Below are 14,188 nucleotides of genomic sequence, written 5' to 3' on the forward strand. Positions count from 1 at the left end.
CGCCGGCGCCGTTGCGGCAGGCCGCCCACTATCATGGGGGCCTTCACGTTCCTGGATTGCGCATGATCACCACCCCCGACTACGCCGCCCTGCTCGAAACCGCCATCGCCGAAGCCCGCCAGGGCCTGGCCGAAGGCGGCATCCCGATCGGCGCCGCGCTGTACCACAACGATGGCCGCCTGCTCGGCTGCGGCCACAACCGCCGCGTCCAGGAAGGCGACCCCTCGGTGCACGGCGAAACCGATGCCTTCCGCAAGGCCGGCCGCCAGCGCCGCTACCAGGACACCATCATGGTCACCACCCTGGCCCCGTGCTGGTACTGCAGCGGGCTGGTGCGCCAGTTCAACATCGGCACCGTGGTGGTGGGCGAGTCGGTCACCTTCCAGGGCGGCATCGCGTGGCTGCGCGAGAACGGGGTCAAGGTGATCGACATGCAGAGCCAGGCATGCATCGACCTGCTTGGCGGCTTCATCAGCGCCCATCCCGAGGTCTGGAACGAAGACATCGGCGAGTAAGAAAGGCCACCGTTCCGCGCGGATCCGCCCGGAACCCGCCCGCGTGATGCCGATACGCAGCGCGCGGGCGCTGCAACGTTCTGAATGCTTCAGTGAGCGAGGCGGGGCGCAACGCCCTGTGCCACGGATGTATGCGTGCGACACCCTCACGTGCCGCACACCGCCGTGGGACATCGCCAACACGCCGCACTAACAACCGCGCTGCATGAACGCCTTAAGGTGGTTGCACAGGGGGCACCATCGTCGAGGAGACGTCATGCATGCCCAAACCCGCCGCACCTCCTCCGTCGAACCTGCGTTGATGGACGCGTGGGAAAGACTGCAGGTGCACTACGCACGCCACCACAACGCCGCGCCTTTCTGGGATGCCTACCAGGCGATCCAGGATGAGTTGACGCGGTCCCATCCGCATCATCGCGTCGCGGTCTGCAACCGGCTGGCGACCCTGGCCGAACGCCTGGGCGTGGTCCACCACGCGCAGCTGCTGGGCGAGCCACGGGGCGAACGCCGCCACACCGGCTCCACATCGCCATGACATCACATGCACCGCGCCCTACGCCATCATCCAGATTCCCTTCTTCCCATATTGAAGTGACCATGTCCTCCGCCCAGATCTCCATCCCTGCCGTCATCGATGTCGACGCCGAAGTCAGCTACTGGCGCCAGCGTCACGCCGACGGCAACCTCGGGACGGGCTCATTCGGCCATTACGTGCCGTGGATCAAATTCGCCTGCGATTCGCTGATCACGCAACCGCGTGCCAGCGATGAGCAGCGCGATGAAATGTTCCAGACCCACTACGCGCTGCAGATCATGCCGCGCCTGTCCGAAGAACAGGCTCGCCAGTTCGTCGACCAGTGCTGGGAACACGTCTACCATGCCGGCCGCCAGGACCTGTCCTCGCGCCCGCGGCTGCATGCCCGCGTCTGACCCGCGCCGGCTGCACAGCGCCTGCACGGCGCCCCTCCAATGATGCAGGCACCTCGGCTCCCACCTGTCGTGCCTCATGAAACTGCGCAGTCTCTTCAACCTTGTCGCCAAGAAGGCGTCCTATGCGGCGGGAACGCCGTGGACCTTCCTGGCGGCGGTCACCATTGTGGTCGTCTGGGCCCTGAGCGGGCCGATCTTCACGTTCAACGACACCTGGCAGCTGGTGATCAACACCGGTACCACCATCATCACCTTCCTGATGGTGTTCCTGATCCAGCACAGCCAGAACGCGGATACCGCTGCGATCCAGATCAAGCTCGATGAGTTGATCCGCGCGACGAAAGAGGCCAACAACGAACTGCTCGATCTGGAAGAGCTGGACGAAGAACGCCTGGAAGAAATCCGCCGCGAGTACGAACGGATGGCCCGCGAAGCCGGCAGCGCACTGGATCGCGCGCGCCGCTGCCACGGCGATGGCCGGGCAGACGATCCCTGAGCGGCACAGGTGCGGCAACGTGGCCGCACCCGCGTGGATCATTCACCCGCGCTCGTGCCAACCGCCGCCGAGCACCTTGTACAACGCCACCTGGTTGGATTGCTGGGCCAGCTGCGTGCTGACCAGCGACTGCCGTGCGGTGTACGCGGTACGGCGTGCATCCAGCAGGGTCAGGAAGCTGTCCAGGCCGGCGTCATAGCGTGCCTGCGACAACTGCTGCGCCTGCTCCGCGGCAGCCACCAGCGCCTGCTGCGACGACAACTGCGCATCCAGACTCTCGTTGAGCGCCAAGGCATCGGCCGCCTCGCGGAAACCGACCTGGATCGCCTTCTCGTACTGCGCCAGCGCGATATCGCGGTCCGCCGTGGCCATGCCCAGATTGGCGCGCAGCTTACCGCCCTGGAAGATCGGCAGGGTGAGCTTGGGAATGAAGCTCCACACGCGTGTGCCGCTGTCGAACAGACCCGACAGCTCCGACGAGGCCGACCCGATGCTGCCGGTCAGGCTGATCGACGGGAAGAACGCCGCGCGCGCCGCACCGATGTTGGCGTTGGCCGAGAGCAACACGTGCTCGGCGGCCATCACGTCCGGCCGCTGCAGCAGCACATCGCCCGGCATCCCGGCCGGCAGCGGCCGCACGCTGGCGACCTCGGTCACCTCCGCCTGCGGCAGCAGCGCGGCATCGACCGGCCCACCGGCCAGCAGCACCAGTGCATTGCGGTCCTGCGCGACCTGCCCGGCAAAGCGCGCCACATCGGTGCGCGCGGTTTCCACCAGGGTGCGGGTCTGGCTCAGTTCCAGCGCCGAGGCGCCGCCGAGCTGGCGGCGGGCCTCGGTCAGGCGCAGCGAGTCCTCATAGGTCGCCAGCGTCGCTTGGGCGATCCGCAGCTGCTCGCTGTCCGCGCCCAAGGTCAGCCACGCATTGGCCACCTCGGCCACCAGCGACAGCTGCGCACTGCGGCGGTTGGCCGCTTCGGCGAAGTACTGCTGCAGCGCCGCCTGGCTGAGGTTGCGCACGCGGCCGAACAGATCCAGTTCGAACTCGACCACGCCGAGGTTGGCACTGAACTGCTCGGTCACCGGGGCATCGCCGCCACTGCGGGTCATCTGCCCCTGCACACCGACCGCCGGCACGCGGTCAGCGCGCTGGATGCGGTACTGCGCCCGGGCACGCTCGACATTGAGCACGGCCACGCGCAGGTCGCGGTTGTTCTCCAGGGATTGAGTGATCACCGTCTGCAGGCGCGGGTCGACGAAGAAATCGCGCCAGCCGATGTCGGCCACCTCCATCGGTGTGGCGGTCTCCGCCCCCGCGGTGGCCGTGCCCGGCCACTGCGAGGGAATCGCCGGGGCAACTTCGGTGCTGCGTGGCTCCAGCGTCGAGCAACCGGACACCACCAGGCTCACCCCCAGCGCCAGGCTGGCCATCATGAGCTTACGCATCGGAACCTCCGGCGTTCTTGCCGTACTTCTTGCGATTGAACACGCGCTGCACCACCACGAAGAACAGCGGGATGAAGAACACACCCAGCACCGTGCCGACCAGCATGCCGCCCAGCACGCCGGTACCGATGGCCTGCTGTGCGCCGGAACCGGCACCGGAGGCGATCGCCAGCGGCAGCACGCCCAGGCCGAAGGCCAGCGAGGTCATGATGATCGGGCGCAGACGGTCACGCACGGCGTGCATCGTCGCCTCGATCAGGCCCGCGCCCTTCTCCAGGTTTTCCTTGGCGAACTCCACGATCAGGATCGCGTTCTTACTGGTCAGACCCACCGTGGTCAGCATCGCCACCTGGAAGTAGATGTCGCGCTCCATGCCACGCATGGTGTTGGCCAGCACTGCGCCGAGGATGCCCAGCGGCGCCACCAGCAGCACCGAGGTCGGTACGCTCCAGCTTTCATACAGCGCGGCCAGGCACAGGAACACGATCAGCAGCGACAGCGTGTACAGCAGCGGCGTCTGCGAACCGGCCTGGCGTTCCTGGTAGGACAGCGCGGTCCACTCGATGTCGAAACCGGCCGGCAATTGCTTGGCGAGCTTCTCCACTTCGTTCATCGCATCGCCCGAGGCCACCCCTTGCGCCGGCTCGCCCTGGATTTCCATCGCGGACACGCCGTTGTAGCGCTCCAGGCGCGGCGAACCATAGTCCCAGCGCTGGCTGGCGAAGGCCGAGAACGGCACCATCTCACCGGCGGTGTTCTTGACCGACCACAGGTTGAAGTCTTCCGGGTTCATGCGGAACGGCGCATCGGACTGCACGTACACGCGCTTGACCCGGCCACGGTCGATGAAATCATCGATGTAGCTGCTGCCCCACGCCGCCGCCAGCGTGGTGTTGACCGCCTCCAGCGACAGGCCCAGTGCACTCGCCTTGCCGACGTCGATGTCGATGCGCAGCTGCGGGGTGTCTTCCTGGCCGTTGGGGCGCACGTTGGCCAGCAGCTTGCTCTGCCCAGCCATGCCGAGCAGCTGGTTGCGTGCGTCCAGCAGCGCCTGGTGACCGGCACCGCTGGTGTCCTTCAGGAAGAAGGTGTAGCCCGACCCGATGCCCAGTTCCGGCATTGCCGGCGGCGGGAAGGCGAAGATGAAGGCATCCTTGATTCCGCCCAGCGCCGCCATCGCCCGCCCGGTGATCGGCATCGCGCCCTGATCGGCATCGCGGTCCTTCCAGTCCTTGAGCTTGACGAAGGCCATGCCCGCGTTCTGGCCCATGCCCGCGAAGCTGAAGCCCTGCACCGAGAAGATCGACTCGATCGCGTCGGCCTCGTTCTCCATGAAGTGCTTTTCGAGCTTGTCGATCGATTCCAGCGTACGTTCCTGGGTGGCACCGACCGGGGTCTGCACCAGCGCCATCAGGATGCCCTGGTCTTCATTGGGCAGGAACGAGCTGGGCAGGCGCATGAACAGCAGGCCCATCACCAGGGCGAGCGCAGCAAACACACCCATGAAGCGCCACGGACGGCCGAGGATGCCGCGCACGCCACGCTGATACTTCGCGCTGGAGCTGTCGAAGCCACGGTTGAAGGCGTTGAAGAAGCGACCCGACCAGCCCTTGTGGGCCACGTGGTGCTCGCCCTTCTTGAGCGGCTTGAGCATGGTGGCGCACAGCGCCGGGGTCAGCACGATCGCAACCAGCACCGACAGCGCCATCGCCGAGACGATGGTGGCCGAGAACTGGCGGTAGATGACGCCGGTGGCGCCGCTCATGAAGGCCATCGGCACGAACACCGCCGACAGCACCAGGCCGATGCCGACCAGTGCGCCGGTGATCTGGGTCATCGATTTGCGTGTCGCTTCCAGCGGTGACAGGCCCTCTTCGGACATGATCCGCTCGACGTTCTCCACCACCACGATCGCGTCATCGACCAGCAGGCCGATCGCAAGCACCATCGCGAACATGGTCAGCATGTTCACCGAGAAGCCCAGCGCGGCCAGGATGCCGAACGTGCCCAGCAGCACCACCGGCACCGCGATCGTCGGGATCAGGGTCGCGCGGAAGTTCTGCAGGAACAGGTACATCACCAGGAACACCAGCACGATCGCTTCGATCAGGGTCTTGATCACGCCCTTGATCGAGACCTGCACGAACGGCGTGGTGTCATACGGCACCACCGCCTTCAGGCCGGCCGGGAAGTTCGGGGCCATTTCATCCAGGGTGGCCCGCACACCGTTGGCGGTGGCCAGCGCGTTGGCGCCGGTGGCCAGGGTGATCGCGATACCCGAGGAAGGCTTGCCGTTGTAGCGGGTGACGAAGTCGTACGATTCCGCGCCCAGCTCCACGCGGGCCACGTCGGCCAGGCGCAGTTCGGCACCGTCCTGCGCGCTGCGCACGATGATGTTGCGGAACTGCTCCGGGGTCTGCAGGCGGTCCTGCGCGTTGATGGTCGCGTTGAGCTGCTGGCCCTTGATCGACGGCGCGCCGCCGAGCTGGCCGATGGCGACCTGCGCGTTCTGCGCGGTGATCGCCGCGATCACTTCGGCAGTGGACAGCTTGTAGGTGTGCAGCTTGTTGGGGTCCAGCCAGATGCGCATGGCGTACTTGCCACCGAACACCTGGATGTTGCCCACGCCCGGCACGCGGCTCAGCGGATCGACGATGTTGGAGCCGACGTAATCGGAGATGTCGTTGGCATCCATGCTGCCATCTTCAGAGACGAAGCCGAGCACCTGCAGGAAGCCGCTGCTCGATTTGGCCACGTTGATGCCCTGGCGCTGCACTTCCTGCGGCAGCAGTGGCATGGCCAGCTGCAGCTTGTTCTGCACCTGCACCTGGGCGATGTCCGGGTCGGTGCCGCTCTGGAAGGTCAGCGTGATCGTGGCCTGGCCATTGGAGGAGCTGTTGGAGGAGAAGTAGATCAGGCCATCCAGGCCCTTCATGTTCTGCTCGATGATCTGCGTCACCGAATCCTCGACCACCTTGGCCGATGCACCCGGATAATTGGCGCTGATCTCGACGGCCGGCGGTGCCACTTCCGGGTACATCGACACCGGCAGCTTGAGCACCGCCAGGCCACCGGCGAGCATGATGATGATCGCAATCACCCACGCGAAGATGGGGCGATCAATGAAAAAACGTGCCATGGAATTCTCCGGTTACTGCTGGGCGGCGGGAGCCGCCGGCGCGGCGGCCGGCTTGGCCGGGGCCGCGCCCATTTCGGTGGCCTGCACGGGCATGCCCGGCTGGATCTTCTGCAGGCCTTCGACGATGACCTTGTCACCCGCCTTCAGCCCGTCTTCCACCAGCCACTTGTCGCCGAGCGAACGGCTGACCTTGACCTGCCGCACTTCGACCTTGTCGTCCTTGCCGACCACCATGGCGCTGGTATCGCCCTTGGGATCGCGGGCGATGCCCTGCATCGGCACCAGGATCGCGTTGTCGCGCACGCCGCTGCCGACCTGGGCACGCACGTACATGCCCGGCATCAGCACCTGGTCCGGGTTCTCGACCTTGACCCGCAGCGCGTAGCTGCCGGTGGTCGGGTCCACGCTGACTTCGGAGAATTCCAGCGTGCCCTTGTGGTCGAACTCGGTGCCGTCATCGAGCAGGATCGTCACCGGCAGGGTCTGGTTGTCCTGCAGGCGGCCGCTGGCCAGCTCGCGGCGCAGCTGCAGCAGCTCGCTGGCGGACTGGGTCAGATCGACATAGATCGGGTTCAACTGCTGCACGGTGGCCAGTGCTTCGGCCTGGCCGGCGCTGACCAGTGCGCCCTGGGTGACGGACGACTTGCCGATGCGGCCGCTGATCGGCGCGGTGATGCGGGCATAGCCCAGCGTCACGTTGGCGGCGTCCAGCGAGGCACGCGCGGCGCCCACATCGGCCTCGGCCTGCTTGAGCGCGGCGATCGCGTTCTCGTTGTCCTGGATGCTGACCGCCTCGACCTTGGCCAGCTCGCCGATGCGCTTGGCGCTCAGGCGTGCGGCATTGGCGGTGGCTTCGGCGCGGGCCAGCTGGGCACGGGCGCTGTTGGCCTGGGCGCGATAGCTGGCGTCATCGAGCTGATACAGCGGCTGGCCCGCAGTGACCAGGCCGCCTTCGGTGAACAGCCGCTTGGCCACGATGCCATTGACCTGCGGGCGCACTTCGGCGACCAGGAAGGCATTGGTGCGGCCCGGCAGTTCGCGGGTCAGGCCGACCTGCTCGGCCTTGAGGGTGGCCACGGTCACCTGGCCGGGGCCGCCCTGCGGACCCTCCTGCTCACCACCGCCACAGGCGGACACGGTCAGGGCGATCGCGAGGGACAGCGCGAGAAGACGGTACGGGGTTCTGGACATGGCGGTAGGGGCTCGCAGACGGAAAAAGGGCGCGCCTGCAGCCCAACTTCCGATAAAAGCGAAGAATGACGACAAACAGGCAGCAAATGACGGCAAATATCCGAAACGAGACCCGCCGGCGCGCGCAGGCAGTCCTCGCTGAGGATCAGTGGGGCGCAAATATACATACATGCATGTTTGTTTGTAAAGCGGTACAATTCAGGCCGGTTTCATCCAGCAACTGCACAGCGCAATGGCCAGAAAAACCAAAGAAGAGGCGCAGGCCACCCGCGAGGGCATCCTCGATGCGGCCCAGGTCTGTTTCCATGAATACGGGGTCGCCGGCACCAGCCTGGCGATGATCGGCGCGCGCGCCGGATTCACCCGCGGCGCGGTGTACTGGCACTTCAAGAACAAGGCCGAAGTGCTGACCGCGATGATCGACCGTGAGCGCGTGCCGTTCATCGAGCGGATGCGTCGCACCACCTCGGCCAAGCGCAGCACGCCGATCCTGGACCTGCGCTCGGCGCTGCTGGTCTCCTTCCGGGAGCTGGCCGAAGACGAACGCCTGCGCAATATGATGGAAATCATGCTGCGCAACGATCTGTCTGTGGAAAGCCAGGCAATGCAGGCGCTGCAGCTGGAGGCATCGCGTGAGGAGCTGGGCATTTTCGCGGCCGCGTTCCAGCGCGCGCGGGAGTTGGGACAGCTGCGCGAGGGGGTGGACGTGGACACGGTGGCGCGCATCGTGAGCACCAGCCTGACCGGGGTGCTGTATAGCGCGATGCTGGAACCGGAGCTGTTCGAGATCCAGCGCGATGGCGCGCAGACGCTGGATGCGATCCTCAGCGCATTCGTGCAGCCGGGTGTATTCACCCCGGGCGCCCCGCCGACCGCCCTGCCAACCGACGACGACGCCTGAGGCGAAGGACGGGTTGGTCGAGCGCTGGGCAAAATCAAGGAGGAGGCCGTCGCCGCCAGGCGGCGGCCGGGGGACATTTGCCGAGGGGCCTGCCGGCCGCTGCGGCGCCCTCACGCTCGCGGCAGCCCCAAACGGAGACAGCGTTTGACAGAAGAAGCAAAAAAAACGGCGACACCGAAGTGCCGCCGTTCTTCCTACCACCCGATCGTTGCGTGCCGTTACAGGATGTAGCGGCTCAAGTCCGGATCCTGTACCAGCTCACCCAGGTGCGCGTCGACGTAGGCTTGGTCGATGCTGATGGTCTCACCATCGCGGTCCGGGGCTTCATAGCTCAGCGTATCCAGCAGGCGCTCCAGCACCGTGTGCAGGCGGCGCGCGCCGATGTTTTCCTGGCGCTCGTTCACTTGGAAGGCGATCTCGGCCAAGCGGTCCACCGCATCGACCGTGAACTTCATCGAGACGCCTTCAGTCTGCAGCAGCGCTTCGTACTGCTTGGTCAGCGCGGCCTTCGGCTCGGTCAGGATGCGCACGAAGTCCTGCTTGCTCAGCGCGCCCAGCTCCACGCGGATCGGGAAACGACCCTGCAGTTCCGGGATCAGATCGCTGGGCTTGGCCAGGTGGAACGCACCGGAGGCGATGAACAGGATGTGGTCGGTCTTGATCGTGCCGTACTTGGTGGACACGTTGGAGCCTTCCACCAGCGGCAGCAGATCGCGCTGCACGCCTTCGCGCGAGACATCGCCACCCCCGACGTTGTCACCGCGCTTGGCGACCTTGTCGATCTCATCGATGAACACGATGCCGTGCTGCTCGCAGGCTTCGATCGCCGCGCTGCGGATGTCGTCTTCGTTGACCAGCTTGCCGGCCTCTTCCTCGATCAGCAGCGGGCGCGCGGCCTTGATCGACAGCGTGCGCTTCTGCGCCTTCGCGCCGCCCATGCTGGAGAACATCTGGCGCAGCTGCTGGCCCATTTCTTCCATGCCCGGCGGGGTCATGATGTCCATGCTGACATTGGCCGACACTTCCAGTTCGATCTCGCGCTCGTCCAGCTCACCGTTGCGCAGCATGCGGCGGAACTTGATGCGGGTCTCGTTGTCCTGCGCGGACGGCTCATTGCGCGCGGCTTCGGCATCGAAGCCGATACCGGTGCTGCGGCGCGGCAGCAGCGCATCGAGGATGCGGTCTTCGGCGCGCTCTTCGGCCTGGGTGCGCACGCGCACCTTGGCCTGCTCGCGATACAGCTTGACCGCGGTATCGGCCAGGTCGCGGATGATCTGCTCCACGTCCTTGCCGACGTAGCCGACCTCGGTGAAGCGGGTCGCCTCGACCTTGACGAACGGCGCATTGGCCAGCGTGGCAAGGCGACGTGCGATCTCGGTCTTGCCGACGCCGGTCGGGCCGATCATCAGGATGTTCTTGGGCATGACTTCGTTGCGCAGTTCGGCCGGCAGCTGCATGCGGCGCCAGCGGTTGCGCAGCGCGATGGCGACCGCGCGCTTGGCATCGTGCTGGCCAACGATGTGCCGGTCCAGTTCCTGCACGATCTCGCGCGGGGTCATGGTGGCGGAAGAAACTTCAATCTTGTGCGGCATGGGTGTGCTCACGAGGATATGGGGTGGAATGACGTATCACCGGCCTGCCTGGCAGCGACGTAACGCTGATGTGGAGCCACGCCATGCGTGGCTGACCGAATACCGCAGCCACGCATGGCGTGGCTCTACCGAGCGTTGACCCTCCGGGTCAAAGCTCCTCGACCACCACGTTGCGATTGGTGTAGATGCAGATGTCACCGGCGATGTTGATCGACTCGGTGGCGATCGTGCGGGCATCCAGTTCGGTATGCGCCATCAGCGCGCGGGCGGCCGAGAGGGCATAGGAGCCGCCGGAACCGATCGCGATGATGCCGTCTTCCGGTTCGATCACATCACCGGTGCCGCTGATGATCAGCGAGGTGTCCTTGTCGGCGACGGCGAGCAGCGCTTCGAGCTTGCCCAGGCGGCGCTCGGTGCGCCAATCCTTGGCCAGTTCCACCGCAGCGCGCTGCAGCTGGCCGTGCTTTTCCAGCTTGGCCTCGAACAGCTCGAACAGGGTGAAGGCATCGGCGGCAGCGCCGGCGAAACCGGCCAGCACCTGGCCCTCGCGACCCAGCCGGCGTACCTTGCGGGCGTTGCCCTTCATCACCGTGTGGCCGAGCGTGACCTGGCCATCGCCGGCGACGGCGACATGCCCATTGCGCCGCACCGAGATGATGGTGGTGGCATGAAATACGTTGGGGTTCTGACTGGGGTCCATGGAGCCTCCGGGGTGACAAAGACTGAGGTGGGGTCGCTGCCCGACGCTTCAACCCGCCCTGCCCTGCGCCCGGATGCCGCAGCGGATCGATTCAGCTTTCGTTGCCGCTCTTGCGGCGCTTGGCACGCGGGTGCGCAGCGTCGTAGACCTTGGCCAGATGCTGGAAATCCAGGTGGGTGTAGATCTGCGTGGTGGCGATATCGGCATGGCCGAGCAGCTCCTGCACACCGCGCAGATCACCGGAGGACTCCAGGATGTGGCTGGCGAAGCTGTGCCGCAGCATATGCGGGTGTACGTGTTTGAACAGGCCCTGGCGCTGGGCGAGCTGGCGGATGCGGATCTGCACGGCGCGCTGGGTGATGGGGCCGCCTTTGCGCCCCGGAAACACCGGTGCGGTGGCCGCGCCGCCGCTGTCGGCCCGCCAGCCCTGCAGCGCGGTGCGCGCGTGCGAACCGAACGGCACGCGGCGCTCGCGGTTGCCCTTGCCCAGCACGTTGACCAGGCCCGTATCGAAATCCAGGTCGCGCCAGATCAGCGCGCACAGTTCGCTCAGGCGCAGCCCGGAGGAATAGAACAGCTCCAGCAGCGCGCGATCGCGCAGGCCGAGCGGTGCATCGGTGGGCAGTTCGACCAGCTGCACGGCTTCATCGGCATCGAGCACCTGCGGCAGTTTGCGCGGCGCCTTGGGTGCTTTCAGGCCCGTGGCCGGATTGGCGGCGATGCGGTGGTGCTTGAGCAGCCACGCGTAGAAACTGCGGCACGCCGAAAGCCGGCGCTGCAGCGAGGTGGGCGACAGCCCGCGGCGGTGTTCGGCAGCGATGAACTGGCGCAGCTGCGCGCTGTCCAGCGTATCGATCACCGCCCCCTGGCCCTCCGACCACGCCGCGAGTGCATCCAGATCGCGACGGTAGGCATCCAGCGTGTGCGCCGACATGCGGCGCTCCACTTGAAGGTGCGACAGGAAGTCCTGCGCGGTGCTCACGACGACTCCGCTCAACGGGCTGTCAGGGCGACGGGAAACGCTGCAGCGCAACGACCAGCGATTCACCCATCATGCGCAGGAACAGCGTGCCCATACCCGGGTAGAACCGATTGCCGTCATGGCTGCCGACCGCGATCAGGCCGACACCCGGCAGCGGCAACAGCGCGCTGGACTGCACTTCCTCGGCGCGGCCGGCGTACAGCACGGTGTTCTTTTCCGGTTGCAGGCGGCCGCAGATCGGTTCGCCATCCTTGAGGCAATCGCGGAACACACCCAGCAGCGGGCTACTCTCCTCGATCACCTGCAACCACGGCGCCTGTTCCAGCCCGGCGACGGGATGCAGCACGATCAGCCGGACCAGATCCCCGGCGAAATCCTCTTCCAGCGAGGCGGCCATCGCCCGCAGAGTGTCCGCCGCCGAGTCCTGTTTCATCAGTGCCAGGGTCAGCTGGTGCGTGCGCACGGCCAAGCGCTCGTTGATCTGCGCGTTGGCGGCCAGATCGGCCAGCCGTCGCGACAGCTCACGGTTCTTGTCGCGCAGCACCTCCAGCTGATAGCTGGCCAGTGACGCGGTGGGGCCGTCATCGCGCGGCACCACCAGGGTCAGGGCCAGGTCCGGGAACTGCTTCAGGAAGGTCGGATGCCGACGCAGCCAGGCGGCTACTTCGTGCGACCCGATTTTCTCGGCGGTCTCGCTCATGCGTTCCACTCTCCATCAAAGACGAAGGCTGCGGGTCCAGACATCACGATCTGTGCATCGTCGGCCGGCCAGCGGATGCGCAGGTCGCCGCCGGGCAGCGACATCGTGGCATCGCGCTGCAGGCGACCGCGCTGCATCATCACCACGGCCGCGGCGCAGGCGCCACTGCCGCAGGCCAGGGTTTCGCCGGCGCCGCGCTCGTACACGCGCAGGCGCGCGTGCTGCGGACTGAGCACCTGCACGAAACCGACGTTGACCGATTTCGGGAACGAGGCGTGCTGCTGAAGCAAGGGACCCAGACGCTCGACCGGGGCGGCATCCACCAGGCCCACTTCGATCACGGCGTGCGGGTTGCCCATCGAAACCGCGCCGAAGCGCACCGTGTCGCCCTGCAGCGGCAGCAGATATTCCTCGCGGGCGCGGGCGAAGCCGATCAGCGGCACGTTCTCCGGCTCGAACCGCGGCACGCCCATGGCTACCGCGTACTGGTCTTCGCCCAGCCGTTCGACTGCATGGGTGGTGACCGGGCTATCGATCGCGAAGGTGCTGCCGGTGGCGGCGCCATCGCGCACCAGCCAGGCCGCCACGCAGCGCGCGCCGTTGCCACATTGCTCGGAGCTGCTGCCATCGGCATTCCAGATCCGGTACGAGGCGACCGAGCCGTCTGCCTTGGCCGGCTCGATGGTCAGGATCTGGTCGCAGCCCACGCCGGTGTGGCGATCGGCCAGACGCGCGGCCAGCGCAGCATCCGGCGGCGCGCGGCCATCGCGCAGGTCCAACACCACGAAATCATTGCCGGCGCCATGCATCTTGGTGAAGCGCAGCGCCGCGGCGGTGTTCGACTTACTCATTCCCGTCATTGGCCTTCAGCGCCGGGGCTTGAACGGGATCAGGAACCACCGGGGAATCGGTATCGGCATCGGCGGCCGGCGGCGTGGCGTCGTCGGCGGCCGGTTCAACCAGCTGTTCTTCGACCGGGACCGGCTTCTGCGGCAGGACCAGCGGGCCCTTGTTGCCACAGGCCGACAGCACCAGCAGCGCCGAGGCGGCCAGCGTCAGGGAGATGAGGGTACGGGGAGATGTCTTCATCCTCCGAGTATAGCCGCGGTGTTTGGGCGCTTGGGTGCCGGCTGGATGAACGGGCAGCGCAGCAATCACACCCTTGGCGGCAGCGGCCGGGACCACAGCCACAGCGCCACGCAGGTCATGCTGCCGATGGAGAGCCACTTCACCCAGGCGATCGGCACGCACCACAGCATGATGCCCGCGCACACCGCCATGGTCAGGGTCGCCATTCCTTTGCCGCGGCGGCTGACCGCGCCGTGCGCCTGCCAGTTGCGGATCGCCGGGCCGAACTGCGGGTGCGCCAGCAGGCGGTTGTGCAGGCGCTCGGAGCCACGCGAGGCGGCCCAGGCCGAGATCAGGATGAACACGGTGGTGGGCAGGCCCGGTACGAAGATGCCAACGATGCCGGTGCCCAGGCTGACATAGGCAAGCAGCCACCACGCCCAGCGGAAACGCACCCGTCGCCGCTCAGCCGGCGCGTCGGAAACCATGGGGCGTTCGGACCGGGACATGGTGCCAGCATAGCGACCCGGA

15 protein-coding genes are annotated in these 14,188 nt (G+C 66.6%); 5 read left to right on the plus strand and 10 right to left on the minus strand.

The genetic code is table 11. The features are described from left to right. Positions 1-62: 62 nt before the first annotated feature. From BCL79_RS08570 to BCL79_RS08585, 4 genes are all read left to right on the plus strand, one after another. Complete coding sequence (locus BCL79_RS08570; RefSeq protein WP_121039940.1) at positions 63-515, plus strand: nucleoside deaminase; 453 nt, start codon at positions 63-65, stop codon at positions 513-515. A 256-nt stretch (positions 516-771) separates the two neighbouring features. Further along, the gene (locus BCL79_RS08575) at positions 772-1,050 is read left to right on the plus strand and encodes a hypothetical protein (RefSeq protein ID WP_121039943.1); all 279 of its coding nucleotides are present in this window, start codon (positions 772-774) and stop codon (positions 1,048-1,050) included. Between the two features lie 62 nt (positions 1,051-1,112). Beyond that, positions 1,113-1,445 (plus strand): hypothetical protein, encoded by a 333-nt coding sequence (locus BCL79_RS08580; RefSeq protein WP_019186055.1) that lies wholly within the window; start codon positions 1,113-1,115, stop codon positions 1,443-1,445. A 76-nt stretch (positions 1,446-1,521) separates the two neighbouring features. Beyond that, complete coding sequence (locus BCL79_RS08585; protein WP_121039946.1) at positions 1,522-1,941, plus strand: low affinity iron permease family protein; 420 nt, start codon at positions 1,522-1,524, stop codon at positions 1,939-1,941. Between the two features lie 42 nt (positions 1,942-1,983). On the opposite strand, the gene BCL79_RS08590 is transcribed toward BCL79_RS08585, so the two are convergent. Genes BCL79_RS08590 through smeD form a run of 3 tightly spaced genes read right to left on the minus strand, consistent with a single transcriptional unit; the run spans position 1,984 to position 7,714 of the window. Further along, the gene (locus BCL79_RS08590) at positions 1,984-3,384 is read right to left on the minus strand and encodes an efflux transporter outer membrane subunit (RefSeq protein WP_121039949.1); all 1,401 of its coding nucleotides are present in this window, start codon (positions 3,382-3,384) and stop codon (positions 1,984-1,986) included. Then, positions 3,377-6,523 carry a multidrug efflux RND transporter permease subunit SmeE gene (gene smeE / locus BCL79_RS08595; protein ID WP_121039953.1) on the minus strand — a complete coding sequence of 1,049 codons (3,147 nt, stop codon included), beginning with the start codon at positions 6,521-6,523 and terminating at the stop codon, positions 3,377-3,379. Before smeE ends, BCL79_RS08590 begins: the two co-directional genes overlap by 8 nt. 12 nt (positions 6,524-6,535) lie before the next feature. Beyond that, positions 6,536-7,714, minus strand: coding sequence for a multidrug efflux RND transporter periplasmic adaptor subunit SmeD (smeD, locus tag BCL79_RS08600; protein WP_121039956.1), 1,179 nt, complete (start codon positions 7,712-7,714; stop codon positions 6,536-6,538). A 232-nt stretch (positions 7,715-7,946) separates the two neighbouring features. Here smeD and BCL79_RS08605 point away from each other — a divergent pair, with 232 nt between their 5' ends. Then, the gene (locus tag BCL79_RS08605; RefSeq protein ID WP_121039959.1) at positions 7,947-8,615 is read left to right on the plus strand and encodes a TetR family transcriptional regulator; all 669 of its coding nucleotides are present in this window, start codon (positions 7,947-7,949) and stop codon (positions 8,613-8,615) included. Positions 8,616-8,833: 218 nt separating this feature from the next. Here BCL79_RS08605 and hslU read toward each other — a convergent pair whose 3' ends face one another. From hslU to BCL79_RS08640, 7 genes are all read right to left on the minus strand, one after another. After that, a complete protein-coding gene (hslU, locus tag BCL79_RS08610) occupies positions 8,834-10,207 on the minus strand; it encodes an ATP-dependent protease ATPase subunit HslU (RefSeq protein ID WP_121039962.1) in 1,374 nt (457 codons plus the stop codon). Between the two features lie 148 nt (positions 10,208-10,355). Beyond that, the gene (gene hslV / locus BCL79_RS08615; protein WP_019183676.1) at positions 10,356-10,907 is read right to left on the minus strand and encodes an ATP-dependent protease subunit HslV; all 552 of its coding nucleotides are present in this window, start codon (positions 10,905-10,907) and stop codon (positions 10,356-10,358) included. A 91-nt stretch (positions 10,908-10,998) separates the two neighbouring features. Next, entirely contained in the window at positions 10,999-11,889 is an 891-nt protein-coding gene (gene xerC, locus BCL79_RS08620; RefSeq protein WP_121039965.1) for a tyrosine recombinase XerC, read from the minus strand. Between the two features lie 22 nt (positions 11,890-11,911). Beyond that, the gene (locus BCL79_RS08625; protein ID WP_121039968.1) at positions 11,912-12,589 is read right to left on the minus strand and encodes a DUF484 family protein; all 678 of its coding nucleotides are present in this window, start codon (positions 12,587-12,589) and stop codon (positions 11,912-11,914) included. Continuing rightward, complete coding sequence (dapF, locus tag BCL79_RS08630; protein ID WP_121039971.1) at positions 12,586-13,440, minus strand: diaminopimelate epimerase; 855 nt, start codon at positions 13,438-13,440, stop codon at positions 12,586-12,588. Before dapF ends, BCL79_RS08625 begins: the two co-directional genes overlap by 4 nt. Then, positions 13,433-13,678, minus strand: a complete 246-nt coding sequence (lptM, locus tag BCL79_RS08635; RefSeq protein WP_121039974.1) for an LPS translocon maturation chaperone LptM — start codon at positions 13,676-13,678, stop codon at positions 13,433-13,435. The genes dapF and lptM overlap by 8 nt, the downstream gene beginning before the upstream one ends. A 65-nt stretch (positions 13,679-13,743) precedes the next feature. After that, on the minus strand, positions 13,744-14,166 hold the full coding sequence (locus tag BCL79_RS08640) for a YbaN family protein (protein ID WP_121041245.1): 423 nt from the start codon (positions 14,164-14,166) through the stop codon (positions 13,744-13,746). Positions 14,167-14,188: the final 22 nt, after the last annotated feature.

This window comes from Stenotrophomonas rhizophila (assembly GCF_003651185.1).
GTDB lineage: Bacteria > Pseudomonadota > Gammaproteobacteria > Xanthomonadales > Xanthomonadaceae > Stenotrophomonas > Stenotrophomonas maltophilia_Z.